Annotated in this window: 18 protein-coding genes and 1 other annotated feature; of the genes, 9 read left to right on the forward strand and 9 right to left on the reverse strand. The window is 64.5% G+C overall.

Features of this window, described 5'->3' with window-relative positions; all coding sequences use genetic code 11:
- Positions 1-121 precede the first annotated feature (121 nt).
- From M3P36_RS05930 to M3P36_RS05950, 5 genes are all read left to right on the forward strand, one after another.
- Complete coding sequence (locus M3P36_RS05930) at positions 122-853, forward strand: ABC transporter ATP-binding protein (protein ID WP_249702330.1); 732 nt, start codon at positions 122-124, stop codon at positions 851-853.
- Positions 850-2295 carry an ABC transporter permease gene (locus M3P36_RS05935; RefSeq protein ID WP_249702331.1) on the forward strand — a complete coding sequence of 482 codons (1446 nt, stop codon included), beginning with the start codon at positions 850-852 and terminating at the stop codon, positions 2293-2295. The genes M3P36_RS05930 and M3P36_RS05935 overlap by 4 nt, the downstream gene beginning before the upstream one ends.
- Complete coding sequence (locus M3P36_RS05940; protein WP_249702332.1) at positions 2295-3566, forward strand: DUF3526 domain-containing protein; 1272 nt, start codon at positions 2295-2297, stop codon at positions 3564-3566. The genes M3P36_RS05935 and M3P36_RS05940 overlap by 1 nt, the downstream gene beginning before the upstream one ends.
- 239 nt (positions 3567-3805) lie before the next feature.
- A complete protein-coding gene (locus tag M3P36_RS05945; protein WP_249702333.1) occupies positions 3806-3970 on the forward strand; it encodes a hypothetical protein in 165 nt (54 codons plus the stop codon).
- Between the two features lie 15 nt (positions 3971-3985).
- Positions 3986-4459, forward strand: a complete 474-nt coding sequence (locus M3P36_RS05950; RefSeq protein ID WP_249702334.1) for a hypothetical protein — start codon at positions 3986-3988, stop codon at positions 4457-4459.
- Between the two features lie 10 nt (positions 4460-4469).
- Here M3P36_RS05950 and arsB read toward each other — a convergent pair whose 3' ends face one another.
- Genes arsB through M3P36_RS05970 form a run of 4 tightly spaced genes read right to left on the reverse strand, consistent with a single transcriptional unit; the run spans position 4470 to position 6839 of the window.
- Positions 4470-5534 (reverse strand): ACR3 family arsenite efflux transporter, encoded by a 1065-nt coding sequence (gene arsB / locus M3P36_RS05955; RefSeq protein ID WP_249702335.1) that lies wholly within the window; start codon positions 5532-5534, stop codon positions 4470-4472.
- 3 nt (positions 5535-5537) lie between these two features.
- Positions 5538-5972: an arsenate reductase (glutaredoxin) gene (gene arsC / locus M3P36_RS05960; RefSeq protein WP_249702336.1), complete on the reverse strand. Its 435-nt coding sequence runs from the start codon at positions 5970-5972 to the stop codon at positions 5538-5540.
- Entirely contained in the window at positions 5969-6484 is a 516-nt protein-coding gene (locus tag M3P36_RS05965; protein ID WP_249702337.1) for an arsenate reductase ArsC, read from the reverse strand. The genes arsC and M3P36_RS05965 overlap by 4 nt, the downstream gene beginning before the upstream one ends.
- Positions 6485-6494: 10 nt before the next feature.
- A complete protein-coding gene (locus M3P36_RS05970) occupies positions 6495-6839 on the reverse strand; it encodes an ArsR/SmtB family transcription factor (protein WP_249702338.1) in 345 nt (114 codons plus the stop codon).
- A gap of 163 nt (positions 6840-7002) precedes the next feature.
- On the opposite strand from M3P36_RS05970, the gene M3P36_RS05975 reads away from it, so the two are divergent.
- Complete coding sequence (locus M3P36_RS05975; protein ID WP_249702339.1) at positions 7003-7710, forward strand: polyamine aminopropyltransferase; 708 nt, start codon at positions 7003-7005, stop codon at positions 7708-7710.
- Positions 7711-7740: 30 nt separating this feature from the next.
- Here the strand turns inward: M3P36_RS05975 and M3P36_RS05980 are convergent, their stop codons facing one another.
- Together M3P36_RS05980 and M3P36_RS05985 are read right to left on the reverse strand one after the other, a co-directional pair.
- The gene (locus tag M3P36_RS05980) at positions 7741-8592 is read right to left on the reverse strand and encodes a universal stress protein (protein WP_249702340.1); all 852 of its coding nucleotides are present in this window, start codon (positions 8590-8592) and stop codon (positions 7741-7743) included.
- 14 nt (positions 8593-8606) lie between these two features.
- A complete protein-coding gene (locus M3P36_RS05985; RefSeq protein ID WP_249702341.1) occupies positions 8607-10091 on the reverse strand; it encodes a SulP family inorganic anion transporter in 1485 nt (494 codons plus the stop codon).
- Between the two features lie 94 nt (positions 10092-10185).
- Positions 10186-10240 (reverse strand) — a sequence feature (sul1 is cis-regulatory element that is thought to sense ions involved in sulfur or methionine metabolism; They are found in Alphaproteobacteria).
- 124 nt (positions 10241-10364) lie between these two features.
- On the opposite strand from M3P36_RS05985, the gene M3P36_RS05990 reads away from it, so the two are divergent.
- Positions 10365-11294: a DUF8021 domain-containing protein gene (locus M3P36_RS05990; protein WP_249702342.1), complete on the forward strand. Its 930-nt coding sequence runs from the start codon at positions 10365-10367 to the stop codon at positions 11292-11294.
- A gap of 20 nt (positions 11295-11314) precedes the next feature.
- Here the strand turns inward: M3P36_RS05990 and M3P36_RS05995 are convergent, their stop codons facing one another.
- On the reverse strand, positions 11315-11734 hold the full coding sequence (locus tag M3P36_RS05995) for a hypothetical protein (protein WP_249702343.1): 420 nt from the start codon (positions 11732-11734) through the stop codon (positions 11315-11317).
- A 59-nt stretch (positions 11735-11793) separates the two neighbouring features.
- The gene (locus M3P36_RS06000; protein WP_249702344.1) at positions 11794-13041 is read right to left on the reverse strand and encodes a lipopolysaccharide biosynthesis protein; all 1248 of its coding nucleotides are present in this window, start codon (positions 13039-13041) and stop codon (positions 11794-11796) included.
- Positions 13042-13124: 83 nt separating this feature from the next.
- Here M3P36_RS06000 and M3P36_RS06005 point away from each other — a divergent pair, with 83 nt between their 5' ends.
- Together M3P36_RS06005 and M3P36_RS06010 are read left to right on the forward strand one after the other, a co-directional pair.
- The gene (locus tag M3P36_RS06005) at positions 13125-13514 is read left to right on the forward strand and encodes a VOC family protein (protein ID WP_249702345.1); all 390 of its coding nucleotides are present in this window, start codon (positions 13125-13127) and stop codon (positions 13512-13514) included.
- Between the two features lie 4 nt (positions 13515-13518).
- Positions 13519-14835, forward strand: a complete 1317-nt coding sequence (locus M3P36_RS06010) for a sulfatase family protein (protein ID WP_249702346.1) — start codon at positions 13519-13521, stop codon at positions 14833-14835.
- A gap of 107 nt (positions 14836-14942) precedes the next feature.
- On the opposite strand, the gene M3P36_RS06015 is transcribed toward M3P36_RS06010, so the two are convergent.
- Positions 14943-16319 (reverse strand): MFS transporter, encoded by a 1377-nt coding sequence (locus M3P36_RS06015; RefSeq protein ID WP_249702347.1) that lies wholly within the window; start codon positions 16317-16319, stop codon positions 14943-14945.
- Positions 16320-16941: the final 622 nt, after the last annotated feature.

Genomic DNA, 16941 nt, shown 5'->3' on the forward strand with positions numbered 1-16941 from the left:
CGATTTTCGTGATATATTATATCATCGGTTGACGGGGCCAATGCCGCACTGCAATAGACATGTCAATATAACAGTATAACATTACATTTTTCGCCTGCTTGGTGGCTGGAGACCTGCATTTATGAACGAACAAGCTGGGCCCGGACCCGTGATCGAGATTCGCGATCTGGAGGTATCACGCGGCGGCTCGCGCGTGCTCGACAGACTGTCGCTGTCAGTGGCGGCAGGAGAAACCTATGCCCTGCTGGGCGGCAACGGTTCGGGCAAGTCTACCACCCTTGCAACCTTGCTGGGCCTGCTCCGGCCGGACGGCGGACATATCAATGTGGCTGGTGCCGACCCTGCTGCCGAACCCGAAGCGGCCCGCCGGCAGATCGCCTACCTGCCCGAGAACGTGGCGCTTTATGAACAGCTGTCGGCCTATGAGAACATTGCCTATTTCATGGCGCTGGCCGGGGCCGAGCCGGACGCCATGCGGATGGACGAGGCGCTCGACGCGGCAGGCCTCCAGCCTGAAGCGCGCGAGCGGCGGGTGGGTTCCTATTCCAAGGGGATGCGCCAGAAGGTCGCCATCGCCATGGCCGTGCTGCGGGACGTTCCCGTCCTGCTGCTCGACGAGCCGACCAGCGGCCTCGATCCGCGCGCCACGGCCGATTTCAACCAGCTCGTCACCCGGCTGAAGCAACGCGGCACGGGGATCCTGATGGTGACGCACGACCTTTTGGGTGCAGCCGATTGCGCCGACCGGATCGGATTCCTCGCCCAGGGCCGGATTGTCGAGGAAATCGTGCCCAGTGCAGGGATGGACGTCCTTGCACTGCACCACCGCTATACCGAGGCAGCCGCAGCATGAGCATTGTTCGCCGGATCGCCGCCAACGATATCGTGCAGATGCGCCGCAGCCGGGTGGCGCTGGTTTCGCTGCTCATCCTGCTTGCGCTGTCGATCGTGGCGGCGCTCACCTCCATCGCCCACCGCGATGCGAGCGACGAGCTGCGTGCCCGTTTCCAGGCCCAGGCCGATGTCGAGTTCGAGGGCCAGCCAGCGCGCCACCCGCACCGCATGGTCCACTATGGCCATTTCGTATTCCGCCCCCTGCCCCCGCTCGCCGCTTTCGACCCGGGCGTGGACAGCTTTACCGGCAACACGATCTTCCTTGAAGGGCACCGCCAGAACAGCGCCAATTTCGGCGATGTGCGCCAGTCCTCGCTACTCGCCCGGTTCGGCCAGTTGACCCCGGCCTTCGTGTTGCAGGTGTTGGCGCCGCTGGTGCTGGTGTTCATCGGCTTTGGCGCCATCGCCCGCGAGCGCGAGCAAGGAACCCTGCGCGTGCTTGCCGCCCATGGGGTGAGCGCACGGGCCATGCTGGGCGGCAAGGCGGCGGCTCTGGGCGTCGTCGCGGCGATCATGCTCGCCCCGGCGGCGCTGGCGATGGCCTGGCTGGTGGCGGCGGGCGGCGCACCGATCCTGCCCGCCCTGGCCCTGCTGGCTGCCTATGCCGCCTATCTTGCGCTGTGGGTTCTGGCCGTCGTGACCGTGTCGAGCCTGTTTTCCAATGCCCGGTCATCGCTGGTGGCCCTGCTGGGCCTGTGGACCCTGACCACGATCCTGCTGCCGCGCATCGCGCCTGACATCGCGCTTGCCGCCAACCCGCTGCCTACCCGGCTGGAAACCGACATCGCGATCCAGCGCGACGTGCGCGCCACCGGCGACAGCCACAATCCCGACGATCCCTATTACGCCGACTTCAGGGCTGGCGTGCTGGAGCAATATGGCGTGGACGATGTGGCGGACCTGCCGGTCAATTACAGCGGCCTCCAAGCCATGGTGAGCGAAGAGCTGACGTCCAGCATGTTCGACCGTTATGCCGAACGCCAATTCGCGCAGCAGCGCCAACAGGGCAACACCGCTCTTGCTTTCGGCCTGCTCAGCCCGGCCATCGCCATGCGCGACCTGTCTATGGCTGCCGCCGGAACCGACCTTGAGGGTCATCGCCGGTTCCTGACCCAGGCTGAAGCCTATCGTTTCGGGATCGTCCAGCAACTCAACCAATTGCAGGCCGAAGCGCTGACCTATGCCGACGATCGCAGCCGCAACACCGATCCCGAGGCCGCACAGCGTGTCAGGATCGATCCGTCGCACTGGCACGACGTGCCCGAGTTTTCCTATCGCAGCGCCACGACGGCCGAAAAGCTGACAGCCGCCGCGCCCGGCTTGTTGCTGGTTCTGGCATGGCTGCTGGCCATGGTGGCGGCCTTCCGTATCGCCGCCCGTCGCCTGGGGAGGGCCCTGTAATGGCAATATGGCTCCACGAACTGAAGCTGTTCCTGCGCCAGCGCATGGCACTGCCACTGCTGCTGCTGACCCTGGCAGTAGCCAGCTCCGCAGTAGTGGCAGGCGTAGCCGAGGTATCGCGCCAGCATGACGTGATCGAGCGCATCCAGCCGCAGCAGGCCGAAGACGAGGCTGCCGTCGCGGCCTTCGTCACCGTCAGCGGTGATCCCGGCAGCGCGGCCTATTACACCTTCCACGCCACCTGGGACGAGCCCTCCCCGCTCGCCTTTGCCGCTCTCGGCCAGCGCGACGTGGCACCCTATGTGCTGCGGGTGCGGGCGCTGTCGCTCGAAAGCCAGATCCACGAAGGCGAGAACTACAATGCCGAGACTGCCTTGCCCGGCCGGTTCGACTGGGCCTTCGTGCTGATCTACCTCGCGCCGCTGTTCCTCATCGCCCTGCTCCATGACCTGCGTTCGGGCGAGCGGGAGGCGGGGCGCATGGCGATGATCCAATCGATGGTCCGCAGCGAACGCTCCTTGTGGCTGCGCCGCGTGGCATGGCGGGTTGGCCTGACTTACCTGGCCCTGAGCACTCCGTTCGCGATCGGGGCCGCGATCATGGCGGCGCCGGCAAGCGAGGTGCTGGCCATGCTCGGTCTCGCCGCACTCTATGTGCTGTTCTGGGCCGTGCTTGCCCTGCTGGTGGCGCGGCTGAAGTTCGGCTCGGTCACCAATGCCGCGAGCCTGGCTGCGACATGGCTGGTGTTGACTCTGGTCCTGCCGGGGCTGGCCCTGCTGGCAATCAACGCAGCAATCCCGGTGCGGCAGGGGGTCGAACTGACCCTTGCCCAGCGCGAACTGGTCCACGCCGGTTGGGACCGGCCGAAGGAGGAAACCATGCAGGATTTCTTCCAGGTCCATCCGGAATGGCGCGATACGCCGCCCGTCGGGCTCGGCTTCCACTACAAATGGTATTATGCCTTCCAGCACATGGGCGATGTTGGCGTCGCCGAGCAGACCACAGCTTACCGCGCCGGTCTGGAGGCGCGCGACGGCTGGACGCGGCGGATCGGATACCTGCTCCCCGCCGTGGGCGTGCAGGTCGGCCTGCACCGCCTGGCCGAGACCGACTTAGCCGCGCAAATGGCCTATCAGGATCGTATCCGAGCGTTCCATGATCGCCTACGAACCTTCTATTACCCATACGTCTTCAACGACGTGACCTTCACGATGGACGATTTTGCCCGGGCACCGCGCTGGGGGCAGACGACGACAGGTGATCCTTCGTGATGTGTTGCGGCAATAACGCCAGCTTGTAGGGCGCTTTGCTCGCAGAGAGCCGCCATCCTTCTTTCGGCAACGCGCCTGGCGCATTGTCTCGCACTGCTACTTTTGCGGGCGCCGATACCGCCATCGTCGGTCCGGATTGACCTAACCAGGAGAACCGTTGGCGAACAGAAGGCGTGCTTGACAGTCGCATGAACAAGTCTACATTGCTAATGCGAGGCGTTCGCATCAATGGAGGCAGCATGGCCTATCGTAATCCCGTCGGACCGGAACCGCGCGGCAATTGCAGCCGCTGGCTGCCCGATCCGCAGCAGGGCGGCATCTATGCCTGGCCCGAGTGCGCCACCCTGGCGCGCGCCTTTGCCCGATGCGCCGCCACTCCGCCCGCGTCACCGCCAGCCCGCTAGAACAGGACGAACCCGATGTATGATTTTCTCGACCGGCCGGTGGCCTCGCTCAACGTGGGTGGCCGCGTGCTGGTCTGGGCCACGCGCCAGTGGGTGTTGTCGGCTGCGGCGGGGCGCTGTCCATGCAGCGATGTCGGCCCGGCCTTCCATCACTGGGGCCTGCTTGCCGGGCTGTCGCAGTTCCAGTTGATGATGGTGAAGCTGGCCCGCCATTCGCGCGAGAAGATGACCTTCTGCGATCCCGCCTGCACCTGCATCGGCGAGAGCGAGGCCCTGCTGCTAGAGTTGTTCTGCACCATGCGCGAGCGCGGCGATGCGGCTTTCCGCCAGACCGCCGCGCTGGTCGTTCATGACCGCGCCGTGACAGCGCTTGCCACCGCCGTGGCCGCGCTGGGCCGGGCGCTGGAGAGCCGCGAGATCTATCCCGAACGGGTCCAGCGGGATGACGTGTTGCGCGATGCGTGGCGGGGAAAAAGCACCGGAGGCTGATGCTCCGCTGCTAGATCGCCGCACCACCCGGAAAGCGGCTACGCGTGCGGTTGGCAAAGGCGACCAGTGACAGCATCACCGGCACTTCCACCAGCACGCCCACCACTGTCGCCAGGGCCGCCCCGCTCGACAGGCCGAACAGGCCGATCGCCACGGCCACGGCCAGCTCGAAGAAGTTCGACGTGCCGATCATGGCGCAGGGCGCGGCGATGTTGTGCGGGACTTTCCAGGCAAAGGCCCAGGCATAGGCAATGGCGAAAATGCCATAGGACTGGATGATGATGGGAATGGCGATCAGGCCGATCAGCAGCGGGTTGGCGGTGATGACTTCGGCCTGGAAGGCAAACAGCAGCACCACCGTCGCCAGCAGGCCGATGACCGACCATGGTTTTAGCCGCGCGGTGAACGCATCGACGGCGGCCTCGTCCCCGCCATGCGCGGCAATCACCCGGTTGCGGGTCAGGGCGCCTGCGACCAGCGGGATCACCACATAGAGCCCGACCGACAGCAGCAGCGTTTCCCATGGCACCACAATGTCGGTCACGCCCAGCAGCAGCGCAACGATGGGCGCAAAGGCCACGATCATGATCAGGTCGTTCACCGATACCTGCACCAGCGTATAGGCCGGATCGCCCCGGGTCATCTGCGACCAGACGAAGACCATCGCAGTGCACGGGGCCGCGCCCAAGAGGATCAGCCCGGCGATATATTGCTGCGCGTCGTCGGCGGGCAGGAACCCGGCATAGATGTAATCGAAGAACAATACGGCGATGGCGGCCATGGTGAAGGGCTTGACCAGCCAGTTGATCACCAGGGTGATGACCAGTCCCCTGGGCTTGCGGCCAATGTCCTTGATGCTGGCGAAATCGACGCCGACCATCATCGGAAAGATCATCGCCCAGATCAGCACGGCTACCACCAGGTTGACCGAGGCGAACTCCAGCCCGGCCAGCAGGCCCACCGATCCCGGCGCCATATTGCCCAGCACCATGCCGACCACGATGGCCAATGCCACCCACAGCGACAGCCAGCGTTCGAACAGGCCGAGAGGTGACTTGGCGGTTTCATGTGTCATCGCTCAGCCTTCCTGCTTAACGCGGTTTCCAGCTGCATCGATCACCTGCTCGCCATCTTCCTTGGCAAAAGCGGCGCGCTGGCCTGCGGGGATGAGGCCCAGCACTTCTTCCGACGGGCGGCACAGCTTCACGCCAAGTGGCGAGACGACCAGCGGGCGGTTGATCAGCACCGGGTGCGCCATCATCGCGTCGATCAGTTCCGCATCGGTCAGGTCGGCATTGTCGAGGCCCAGCTCGGCATAGGGCGTGCCCTTTTCGCGTAGCAGGGCGCGCGGGGTAATCCCGGCGCGGGCGATCAGGCTTTCCAGCATTGCGCGCGACGGCGGGGTCTTGAGGTATTCCACCACATGCGGCTCGATCCCGGCATTGCGGATCATCGCCAGCGCATTGCGCGAGGTGCCGCAGTCCGGATTGTGATAGATCACAATGTCGGTCATTCACTCGCCCCCTTGCTGGCGCCTTCGGACTGCCCGATGGCTGTCAGCTTCTGGCGCATGGCCAGTTCGTCAATGCTGGCGTGGGGCAGCATGAGGAACAGTTCGATCCGCTTGGTCAGATAGCCCAGGGCATCGATAAAGGCCTTGCGCTGGCCCTCGCCTTCCACCGCCGCAGGATCTTCAAGCCCCCAGTGCGCGGTGAGCGGCTTGCCCGGCCAGACGGGGCAGGTTTCGCCTGCGGCATTGTCGCACACGGTGAAGATGAAATCGAACTGCGGTGCGCCCGGTCCGGTAAACTCGTGCCAGTTCTTGGAATAAAGGCCGTCGGTCGGATAGCCGAAGTCCGTCAGCACTTCGAGCGACATGGGGTGAACCTCGCCCTTGGGCTGGCTGCCAGCGCTGAAGGCCCGGAAGCGCCCGGCACCCAACTTGTTCATCACCGCCTCGCCCAGCACCGAACGGGCAGAATTGCCGGTGCAAAGGAACAGCACGTTGTAGCTTGTGTCGGTCATTGAAAAGCCCTCAACCGTTGCAGGTGATTTCGCCGAGCAGGTCGGCGCACATTTCGGGGGCGCCCTGGCAGCAGTCCTGCATAAGGAAGGCGAGCAGGCGGCGCATGGCGGCATAGTCGGTGCGGTAGCGGATCAGGCGGCTTTCGCGAGTCGATTGCACCAGCCCGGCGCGTTCCAGCGTCGCCAGGTGGTGCGACATGGTGGACGGCGGCACTCCGGCTTCTTCCGCGATCGCCCCGGCGACCAGACCATCCGGCCCCGCCGTCACCAGCATGCGGAATACTGACAGGCGGGTGTCATGCGCCAGGGCTCCAAGGGAATCGACAGCCCAGTTCTGTGCATCGGGTCCGCTCATGGTCCGTCCTTCCGGGGCTCTCGATTAGTCGCACTCCCCGCAGTGTCAATCGACATTTCGAGAATTATGGAAATCATGCCCGCCTGCATAGAGCAATCGCCCGCCCGCCCTTTTTTGCAGCAAGCCTGTTCCATTGCCGCTAGACCTTCAGCCCATGAACCCGATGTTTGAAGAGATCGCCTGGGAACAGACCCCCATCGGGGAACTGATCCTGCGTCGCCGCCGGTTGCAGGCGGATGGCGAGGATATCTGGGAAATCAAGCTGAACGACGGCTACCTGATGTCCAGCCAGTTCGTGGACGGGGAGATCGCCCTGGCCGAGATGGCCCTGGCGCTGGCCGGGGGAGATGCCCTCGACGTGGTGGTTGGCGGCCTGGGCCTTGGCTATACCGCCGAGGCAGTCCTGCGTGATCCGCGGGTGGGACAGCTTGTCGTGATAGAGCTGATCCCCGAGGTTATCGCCTGGCACCACCAGCGCCTCCTGCCGCTGGGCGAGGCAGTGGCGGGCGATCCGCGCTGCACCTTGCGGCAGGGCGATTTCTTCGCTCTTGCGGTCCGGCCTGGCGGATTCCACGAAGCCGATCCCGACAGGCTGCACGATGCGATCCTGATCGACATCGACCATTCCACCACCCATTTCATCGACGATGCGAGCGCGGGCTTTTACAGCGAGGCCGCGATTGCGGCGCTGGTGGCAAAGCTGAAGCCGGGCGGAATCTTCGCGCTGTGGTCAACCGATGCCGAGGATCCGGCCTTTGTCGCCGCGCTGCGCAGGATCCTGCACGAGGTGCAGGTGGAGCGGGTGGAATTCGATACCCCCTACCGCGAGAGTCCGGCGTTCAACCTGATCTACCTTGGGCGCAAGCCCTGAACCGCTGACCGGTCCACCCGATCTGACAACCTACCGCACAAGCAGGACCGGCACCCGCACCGTGCGGATCATCGTGGTGGTGGTGCTGCCCACGATCAGGGTGCGGATCGGCGAGTGGCCATAGGCGCCCATGACCAACATGGCTCCCGGCGTCTGTTCGACCACTCGTGCGATCACCGCTTCGGGCTTGCCGCGTTCGAGCGTGGTGGTGACTTCCCGCTCTACACCGAGGCGGGCAGCAGCGTCGTCCAGCGCCCGGCGATGCGCCTCGTTTTCGGTATCGGCCATCACGATAGTGACCGGCAACCCGTTGAACAGCGGCGATTCGACCAGCCGCACCAGGGCGCGTTCGGCGGCCGGACTGGCATCATAGGCGAAAACCAGCGCCTGCGGTTCGACATAGCTGCGCGAGGCGACGAGTACCGGCCTGGTGCTGGCCCGCACGACCCGTTCGATCTTCGATCCGATATGACCAGTGGCAAATTCGTGGCTCGCCCCGCGCTTGCCGATGACGACCACGCGCGCCCCTTCCTCGCGTTCGAGGATCGTCTCGACGATACCGCCATGGCGATGCAACGTGCGCACATCGAAGGCTCCGCCATCCCGCAGGCGCTGTTCGCCAGCCTCCAGCAGCAGCCGCCCACGCTCCACCTTCAATTTCGCGTCTGCCGCTTCCAGTTGCACCAGTTCCTGCATCAGGCTGGTCTTGACCCCCAGTCCGATCGCGCCCGACAGGTCACCGCGCGCGGCCACCGCATCGCTGCGCTGGACCACGTGGAGCAGTTCGACCGGCATCTGCAACCGGCGCGATGCCCAGGCGGAGAGGTCGCATACGCTGTCGGCGTAGCTCGATGCGTCGATGCACGCGAGGACGTGTTCCATTGTCATGCTCCCTCTCAATGTCCGCCGAGACCGGCTTCGGCACCCGGTTTGTCATGCGTGGCGAAGCGATCGACCATCGCCGCGCTGGCTTCGTTGAGCCCGATCACTTCCACTTCAGTACCTTCGCGGCGGAACTTGAGGATCGCCTTGTCGAGCGTGCCCACCGCCGAGATGTCCCAGAAGTGGGATTGTGACACGTCGATCACGACCCGGTCCAGCACTTCGCGGAAATCGAATGCATCAACGAAGCTGTCGGACGAGGCGAAGAACACCTGGCCCGAGATCCGGTAGGTCCGGGTCCGTCCATCGACAGCCAGCTCCGATTCCACGGTGAACAGGCGCTTGACCTTGCTGGCAAAGAACAGGCCCGACAGGACGACGCCCGCCAGCACGCCCTGTGCCAGATCGTGCGTCCAGACCACGATAACCACGGTCACCACCATCACCACCGACGACTGCCAAGGGTGGTGGCGGATGTCGCGGATCGATCGCCAGGAGAAGGTGCCGATCGACACCATGATCATCACCGCCACCAGTGCAGCCATCGGAATGATCGCCACCAGCGGCCCCAGCACCAGGATCAGGAACAGCAGGAAGGCGCCCGCCACGAAAGTGGACAGGCGCGTTTCGCCGCCGGACTTCACGTTGATGACCGACTGGCCGATCATCGCGCAGCCGCCCATGCCGCCAAGGAAGCCGGTGAAGAAGTTGGCAATGCCCTGCCCCTTCATCTCGCGCTGCTTGTTCGACGGGGTATCGGTCAGGTCGTCAACGATCTGCGCTGTCAGCATCGATTCCAGCAGGCCGACTGCCGCCATGGTCAGCGAGAACGGCAGGATGATCTGCAGAGTTTCCAGCGTGAACGGCACGTCGGGAATCAGCCATGCGGGCAGGGTGCTTGGCAGTTCGCCCATGTCGCCCACCGTCCGCACATCGAACCCGGTGTAGAAGACCAGCGCGGTCAGGATCGCGATGGCGACCAGTGGGGACGGGATGGCCCTGGTCAGGCGGGGGAACAGGTAGATCACGGCAAGACCACCCGCCACCAGGGCATAGGTCATCATCGGCACGCCGATCAGTTCGGGCAATTGCGCCATGAAGATCAGGATCGCCAAGGCGTTGACGAACCCGGTGATGACCGAGCGCGAGACATATTGCATCAAAAGGTGCAGCCGCAGGTACCCGGCGCCGATCTGGATAACGCCCATCAGGATCGTGGCGGCGAACAGGTAATCGAGGCCATAGTCGCGCACCAAGGGGATCACCAGCACGGCCACGGCCGCCGTGGCGGCCGAGATCATCCCCCGCCTGCCGCCGACCAGCGAAATGATCACCGCGATCGAGAACGAGGCATAAAGGCCCACGCGCGGATCGACGCCCGCGATGATTGAAAAGCCGATTGCCTCCGGAATCAGCGCCAGCGCAACGACGATCCCGGCCAGGATATCGCCCTTGGGATTGGCCAGCCATTCCCGCTTGATGGTTTCGAGATTGAACATGAGTGATCTTGTGACCTGCCGATGCCAGACTGCCCGCGTAACGCCTGTCCGATGGAGGGGACTGCGTATCGGGCGGTGTAAATCAGTAGCGAAAGGTTATCCCGGGGATAGGCGCCGGGCCGAGCCACCCGGGAAGTCCCGGGTCCGGCGAAGTGGCGTGCTCCTAAGCGAATGCATGCAATGCTGCAAGTGCGAAGGCAAGTCAGGGGTGGCGCGGTCCTGTCTATACACTTCGCCATTCACGGCTAAACTCCGGCGCAGGGAGAAAAAACCATGAGATTCGTGCTGGCTTTGAGCCTTGTCCTATCACTGCCCGCTGCCGCCACCACCGCTGCACAGGCGCAGTCCGCCACCGCGGCAACGTCCTGCGATCGCGAATGCCTGCGCGGCAAGGTGACCGAGGTGCTCGATGTCCTGATCAAGGACGATGTCACCGCGCTCGATGTCGCCCCCACCCTGCGGGTCACCGAAGACGCGGTCGAAAAGCCACTAGCCCAGCTCGGGCTGGTGCGGTCCGTCACCCGGTTGCGCGGCTACCGGCAGGACATCATCGATGTTGCCGCCGGGGTTGCCGTGTCAGGCGTGATGGTCGAGGAATCGGGAGCGCCAGTGATCCTGGTCGTGCGGGTCAAGGTGGACGGGGAGCAGCGGCTGGAGGAGATCGAGCTGGTGGCCACCCGCGGGCGGGCCGACGGCATGCTCTATTCGATCGATACCTACAGCGGCGTGCCCACCGCCGCGCTCAACTATGCGCCGCGTGCAGAACAGCTCGGTACGCGTGACGAGATGGTGGCCATTGCCATGCTCTACCCGCTTGGGCTGAGCAATGCCGAGACCTTCAACGACGTGGGCACGCCCTTTGCGCCAGAAGCCTACCGGATCGAGAACGGCGCCTACATGGCGGGTCCGGGCTGCACGATCATTCCGGGCTGCGCGGATATCGGCAACCAGTCGCTGGCGGTGTTCAACCAGCTTGGCCGGGTGACCATCCGCGACATCGTGGTGGACGAACGCATGGGCATCGTGATCATGCGGCTGTCATGGAACCAGAGCGGCGCGCCGGATTCCAATCGGCTGACCGCCTGGGAGATGTTCAAGATCCATGACGGCCAGATCCACGCGGTCGAAGCTTACATGAAGCTGTTCCCGCCGGAGTTGGATCTTGGCGGCTGGCCGATCGCACCGGGGATTACCCAGCCCTGACCGGCCAGCCCTGAGCGAGGTTACTCGAAAGAATCGACCGGGCGCACGGTGGACATCTCGCCGCCGACGCCCCTGACCTGCATCGTGCCATCCTCGTCCACGTTGGTGGCTTCGAAGCACTGGTGCTCCTCGACACCCTCGGTGACAAAGCAGTTCTGCCCGTCCTGGGCAAAGATGGTGCCGCCGGTGGCGTTGCCGTCGGCCGAAACCATGGCCCAGGTCATCCCCGGAAGGATGGTAAGCTGGTTCACCACGCCATCGGCGCTGACGACCTCGTAATTGCCGGGCGCGACGGCCTCGAAACCGGCATCGGCTTCGGGGTCGATGCCTTCCGCCGACACGCTGTTGGCATCGGCCACATCGACCTCGCCCGTGTCTGCCGCATCGTTGCTGCAAGCGGCGAGTGCGCAAATCGCTACCAGTGCTGTGAAAGTCCGCATGATCCATCCCCTATTGTTGCTGTAGCCGGATCAACGGTCGTGCGCTCGATGCGTTCCTGTCAGGTAGCTTGGCTCTGCCCCCGTTCCAGCCGCCGGTTGACGAAGAAAAGCCCGGTCACCGTTGCCACGCTGGCCCCCAGCACGGCCATGCCGGCCGCAGCCGCGCCGTGATCGTCAACCAGGAACACCAGTGCCAGCAGGGCCAGGCCGGTTGGCACGGCGCGCAGGACGAAATTGGTCAGGGCCCGCCCGCGCGCCACCAGCAGGGCTTCCAGGCTGGCACCGCCGAGTTCGATCGCGGCGGCAGCGGATAGCAGGATCATCGGCGTATAGGCGGGCAGGAACTCATCCCCGGCGATCACTCCGATCACCCAGCGCCCCGCAACCAGTGCCAGGACCACCGCAGCCATGCCGGTGGCGACCGCAATTCGCCCGATACGCGCGGCGATGGCCTTGGCCGCCGCGGGTGAGCGGACCAGTTCGGGATAGACCGCCTTGAGCAGCGCCTGGGCCAGTTTGAGCACGCCTTCGCCCAGTTGCGATGCCACGCGGTAAAGCCCCGCCAGCGCTGCCCCGCCGAGCGAGCCGAGTACCAGCACCAGCACCTGGCGCGACGTGATCGACAGCATCCCCGACAGGGTAGTGCCCGTAACGAAGCGCCACACACCCGGCTCGCTGGCAGGCACCCGCCGCAGGCTCATGTGGCGCCAGTAGAGCGGCTGGCTCTTGCGTGCGAAATACCAGTAGGTCGCCGTTGTCGCCACTTCGCCCAGCGCCCAGACCAGCAGGAAGGCGGGGATCGACGGGGCCAGCAGCGCCACCAGCCCCGCCCCCGTCACCCGCACCACACTGGTAACCGAATCCGCCGTGGCAGCCCGGGCATAGCGATCGTGCAGGCGCAGGATACCCGTCGGCGTGGAACGCAGGGTCAGCAGCAGTACCAGGGCATAGGCAAAGGCCGTCAGCCTCAGTTCGGGCGGCAGCGGCAACCACGATCCCGCCAGCCACAGGATCAGCGCGGCAGCGACAGCGCCCACCGCCATGCTGGTCATATCCAGCGCCAGGGCAAAGCCGGTGGCATCGCCCAGGGTCTCTTTCGACTGGCCCCAGCGCACCACCACCTGCCACGACTGGAACGACACGAAGCCGACCAGCGCCTGGGCAAAGGTCACCACCAGGATGAACTGGCCGAAGCCCGCCAGTCCCAGCGACCGGGTGGCAAGCGCGAGGTAGGCCAGGCTTAGCACCGCGTTGACGCCGCGCGCGCCCATCAGCCATCCGGTATTGGTCAGCGCGCGCTTGATCATGGTTCGCAGCCCCTGCCCCAGAAAGCGCACGATTGCAAAAGTGGAGTGCGGCTGTAGCACTGAGAACCACAAAGGGAGAGACCATGGCCGACAGTTCCATCCGCTTCAGCTTCGTCAAATTGCAGGTCGAGGACATGGGCGAAGCCCTCGCCTTCTGGCAAAACGCATTCGGCTTCACCATTCGTGGCACCTATGACGAGCCGACCTTCTTCGAGCAGATATTGTCCCTGCCGGGAGAGGATGGCGGGTTGAGTCTGATGCTGGTCCAGCCCAAGCCCGTCGGCCACCTGGCAGCGGGCACGGCCCACGGCCCCATCGGCTTCCAGTGCAGCGATATCGTCACCGCGCTGGAAAATGCGCTGGCGGCGGGCGCGACAAAGACGATGGACATTACCGAGGTGGCTCCGGGCGTGAAGGTCTGCCTGTTCGTCACCCCGCAGGGTCACGAAGTGGAACTGGTCCAGGCGGGCTGATCGGGTGGCACAGCGTCCCAACGTGGTCTTCATCATGGCCGACGATCTCGGCTGGGCGGACCTGTCGTGCTATGGGCGGGAGGACTATGCGACGCCGGCCATAGACGGGCTGGCGGAACAGGGCATACGCTTCACCCACGCCTATGCCAATTCCGCCGTCTGCACGGCCACACGGGTGGCGCTTATGACCGGGCGCTACCAGTACCGCCTGCCCATCGGGCTGGAAGAGCCGCTGCAGGGCCGCGCCGTGGGCCTGCCGCCGGAGCATCCCACCCTGCCCTCGCTACTGCGCCACGCCGGATATCGCACGGCGCTGGTCGGCAAGTGGCACCTTGGCGACCTGCCCACCTTCTGCCCGCTCAAGTCCGGCTTCGACAGCTTCTGGGGCATCCGCGGCGGCGGGGTGGATTACTTTACTCACGAACTGAACGGCACGGGCGACCTGTGGGATGGCGAAAGCAACATCCGCGAGATCGGCTACCTGACCGACCTTCTGGGCGAGAGGGCCGTGGCGGTGCTGGAAGACTTCGCGGCGGGCGACGCGCCGTTCTTCCTCAACCTCAATTTCACCGCCCCGCACTGGCCCTGGGAGGGGCCGGACGATGCAGCGGAGAGCGCCCGCCTCAAGGCTGTTACCGACAATGAAATGCCGATCCAGCATTGGGACGGTGGCGACATGGCCACCTATGCCGCGATGATGGTCAATATGGACCAGAACGTGGGGCGCGTGCTCGATGCGCTCGACCGGCTGGGGCTGGCGGACAACACGATTGTCGTCTTCACCAGCGACAACGGGGGCGAGCGGTTCTCCAAGATGTGGCCGTTCTCGGGCCGCAAGACCGAACTGCTCGAAGGCGGGCTGCGGGTGCCGTGCCTGGTCCGCTGGCCGGGCGTGGCCGAGCCCGGCTATGTCAGCGATGCCCAGGTGATGACGATGGACTGGCTGCCCACCTTCCTCGCCGTCGCCGGAACCGCGCCCGATGCGGGCTATCCCTCCGATGGCGTGGATATTGCCCCGGCCATCGCGGGCGGGGCGCTGACGGATCGCACGCTGTTCTGGCGCTTTGCCAACCATGACCAGAAAGCCGCACGGCTGGGGCAGCACAAGTACCTGGAAATCGGCCCCAACGCCTTCCTGTTCGACATCGTGGCCGACCCGATGGAGGCGGCGAACCTGAAAGCCCGCCGCTCCAGGGTTTTCGCTGACCTGCGCGCGCGGTGGCAGGCGTGGAACGCCGATATGCTGACGCCCGATCCACTCGCCGGGCGACACGGCTTTTCGGCCGACAAACTGGCGGCCTATTACGGGCTGGATAGCTAGGCTCTTACGCAACCTCCGTTCGCATCGAGCGAAGTCGAGAGACCAGTGCGCGGCATCTCGACTTCGCTCGATGCGAACGGGGTTTGCGCAATTTTGCGGGTTAGAGGTTAACCCCTATCCGGCGCATCCATCGCCGCGCCGCCGATGCGGCCCTTGTTGGCAATCCCGAGCACGGTAATCAGCACGGCAATGATCAGTGCCGGAAGCGCCGCGATCAGCATGATGGTCTGCAGGTCCAGCGCATAGACCAGTGCCAGCCCGCCCAGCCAGGTGAACACGATCCCGCCGAACCGCCCGACCGCGCCTGCCCAGCCGATCCCGCTGCTGCGCATTTCCGGCGGATAGCCCAGCGTGGCGAGGTTGTTGATCCCGGTCTGTCCGCCCACCTGGCAGAAGTTCCACACGATCAGCGCCGTCACCAGCATGATCGCCGCGCCCGGCGGGACATAGCCGATCGACACGATCGCAATGGCATCGAGCACGAAATAGCCCGCGATGATCCAGTAGGGGTTCATCCGGTCCATCAGCCAGCCCATCGCCAGCGTGCCCGCAGCCCCGCCGAAATAGCCGTAGATCATGTAGAGCGCGAAAGTCTCGATCGGCAGGTCGGCCAGTTCGAACATGAAGGCCGCCAGCCAGCTCGACAGCAGGGCGATATTGCCCAGCGAGAAGAAGCAGATGCACCACAACAGAGCCGTCTGCACGCGGAAGCGCTTGCCGAACATGGCGAGGGGTCCGGCCTTCTCGACCTCGGCCTGGTCGCCCATCGCGAACACCTCGTCACCCTTCAGCACCAGGTTCCTGTCCATCCGCCGCAGCACGCGGGGGATTTCGGGATCCTTGGCATCGCGGTTGACGCGGAAGGATACGCTTTCGGGGATCAGCAGCAGCAGCAGGATGGCCGCCAGCGGCACCACGCCGCCGGCAATGAAGAAGCCTTCCCAGCCGATCTCCTCCAGCCACCACGCGGTCATCGCCCCGCTGGCGAGGTTGCCGCCGGAAAAGCACACCAGCGCAATCGACATGAACAGCGCGCGGCGGCGGCGCGGGGTCGCCTCGCTCAGCAGGGCAAGGCCCACCGGCAGCATGGCGGAAAAGAAGATGCCCGATATGCCGCGCAACCAGGCGAGCATCTGGAAACTGGTGGCAAAGGCCGCCCACAGGCTCAACGATCCGAACACCAGCAGGCACATGGCCAGCACCGGCTTGCGCCCGATCTTGTCGGCCAGCGGCGGCATGATGATCGCGCCCACCAGCATGCCGATCTGGGCATATGTAAGCACCGGCTGCATATCGACCGAGGCCCCGCCCAGCCCCACGGCAATGGCGGGCACGATCTTGCCGACGAAATACATGTCGAACCCGTCGAGGAACAGCACGATGGACACGATCACCAGAGTCATGATCTCGCGCCGCCCGATGGCCCGCTCGTCGATAAAGGCAGCAACGTCAAAACGCGGCGCCGAAGCGGTGGCAGCTGCCATGCATCCCCTCCCAAGGATCTGTTATTGGGCTGCGAGAGTGGCGGGTGCCGGGGGCCGCGTCAATGCGCTGGTTTGGGTGGGGTGTGGAGGCTGGCGTATGGGGGGAACGGGTGGGCTTTGCGCGAGGTGCTCGGCCCACAAGTTATCGCTTGAGTGCTCGAGAGTTGCCTGGCAGCAAACGACCCCAATTTGGACGTCACTTACCGCATCAAATTTCCCAACGATCCATTTCAAAACCAGCCGAATTGACTTCACTGTTGGAAATGAGAACATTGATCGATATGAGCCGTTAACATCACTCTTGGTTGTTCAGAAACCTCTTGGTTCAGTTCGGTTTAGCTTGCGTCGCTTCTGCGTTGTTAGTGCTCGAGAGCGTGAACTCCTTCGGCATAGCAATCGCAGTCGGGATTCTACTATTCGTGCGAGCTATCAGGAATTCCCAAGATAACATCGGCCTTATCTGGCGAATTGCGCTTTTGTTCTGGTCCACATTCGGTTTCTTTGTGACTGCGATCTTCGCAATGTCATTAGGTCATCGCAACTCCTGCACCTCCAAGTTCGGAGCTGATTATTGTGGCAATAGTACGTTGGCGCCATTGCAATGGAACAACCCGCGCCGCCC

Origin of the sequence: Altererythrobacter sp. KTW20L (assembly GCF_023501975.1) — a bacterium.
GTDB lineage: Bacteria > Pseudomonadota > Alphaproteobacteria > Sphingomonadales > Sphingomonadaceae > Alteraurantiacibacter.

Excerpts from the sequence above, each read along its gene's own strand:
- M3P36_RS05930 (WP_249702330.1), top strand. The coding sequence starts at position 122 with ATGAACGAACAAGCTGGGCCCGGACCCGTGATCGAGATTCGCGATCTG.
- M3P36_RS05935 (WP_249702331.1), top strand. The coding sequence starts at position 850 with ATGAGCATTGTTCGCCGGATCGCCGCCAACGATATCGTGCAGATGCGC.
- M3P36_RS05940 (WP_249702332.1), top strand. The coding sequence starts at position 2,295 with ATGGCAATATGGCTCCACGAACTGAAGCTGTTCCTGCGCCAGCGCATG.
- M3P36_RS05945 (WP_249702333.1), top strand. The coding sequence starts at position 3,806 with ATGGCCTATCGTAATCCCGTCGGACCGGAACCGCGCGGCAATTGCAGC.
- M3P36_RS05950 (WP_249702334.1), top strand. The coding sequence starts at position 3,986 with ATGTATGATTTTCTCGACCGGCCGGTGGCCTCGCTCAACGTGGGTGGC.
- arsB (WP_249702335.1), bottom strand. The coding sequence starts at position 5,534 with ATGACACATGAAACCGCCAAGTCACCTCTCGGCCTGTTCGAACGCTGG.
- arsC (WP_249702336.1), bottom strand. The coding sequence starts at position 5,972 with ATGACCGACATTGTGATCTATCACAATCCGGACTGCGGCACCTCGCGC.
- M3P36_RS05965 (WP_249702337.1), bottom strand. The coding sequence starts at position 6,484 with ATGACCGACACAAGCTACAACGTGCTGTTCCTTTGCACCGGCAATTCT.
- M3P36_RS05970 (WP_249702338.1), bottom strand. The coding sequence starts at position 6,839 with ATGAGCGGACCCGATGCACAGAACTGGGCTGTCGATTCCCTTGGAGCC.
- M3P36_RS05975 (WP_249702339.1), top strand. The coding sequence starts at position 7,003 with ATGTTTGAAGAGATCGCCTGGGAACAGACCCCCATCGGGGAACTGATC.
- M3P36_RS05980 (WP_249702340.1), bottom strand. The coding sequence starts at position 8,592 with ATGGAACACGTCCTCGCGTGCATCGACGCATCGAGCTACGCCGACAGC.
- M3P36_RS05985 (WP_249702341.1), bottom strand. The coding sequence starts at position 10,091 with ATGTTCAATCTCGAAACCATCAAGCGGGAATGGCTGGCCAATCCCAAG.
- M3P36_RS05990 (WP_249702342.1), top strand. The coding sequence starts at position 10,365 with ATGAGATTCGTGCTGGCTTTGAGCCTTGTCCTATCACTGCCCGCTGCC.
- M3P36_RS05995 (WP_249702343.1), bottom strand. The coding sequence starts at position 11,734 with ATGCGGACTTTCACAGCACTGGTAGCGATTTGCGCACTCGCCGCTTGC.
- M3P36_RS06000 (WP_249702344.1), bottom strand. The coding sequence starts at position 13,041 with ATGATCAAGCGCGCGCTGACCAATACCGGATGGCTGATGGGCGCGCGC.
- M3P36_RS06005 (WP_249702345.1), top strand. The coding sequence starts at position 13,125 with ATGGCCGACAGTTCCATCCGCTTCAGCTTCGTCAAATTGCAGGTCGAG.
- M3P36_RS06015 (WP_249702347.1), bottom strand. The coding sequence starts at position 16,319 with ATGGCAGCTGCCACCGCTTCGGCGCCGCGTTTTGACGTTGCTGCCTTT.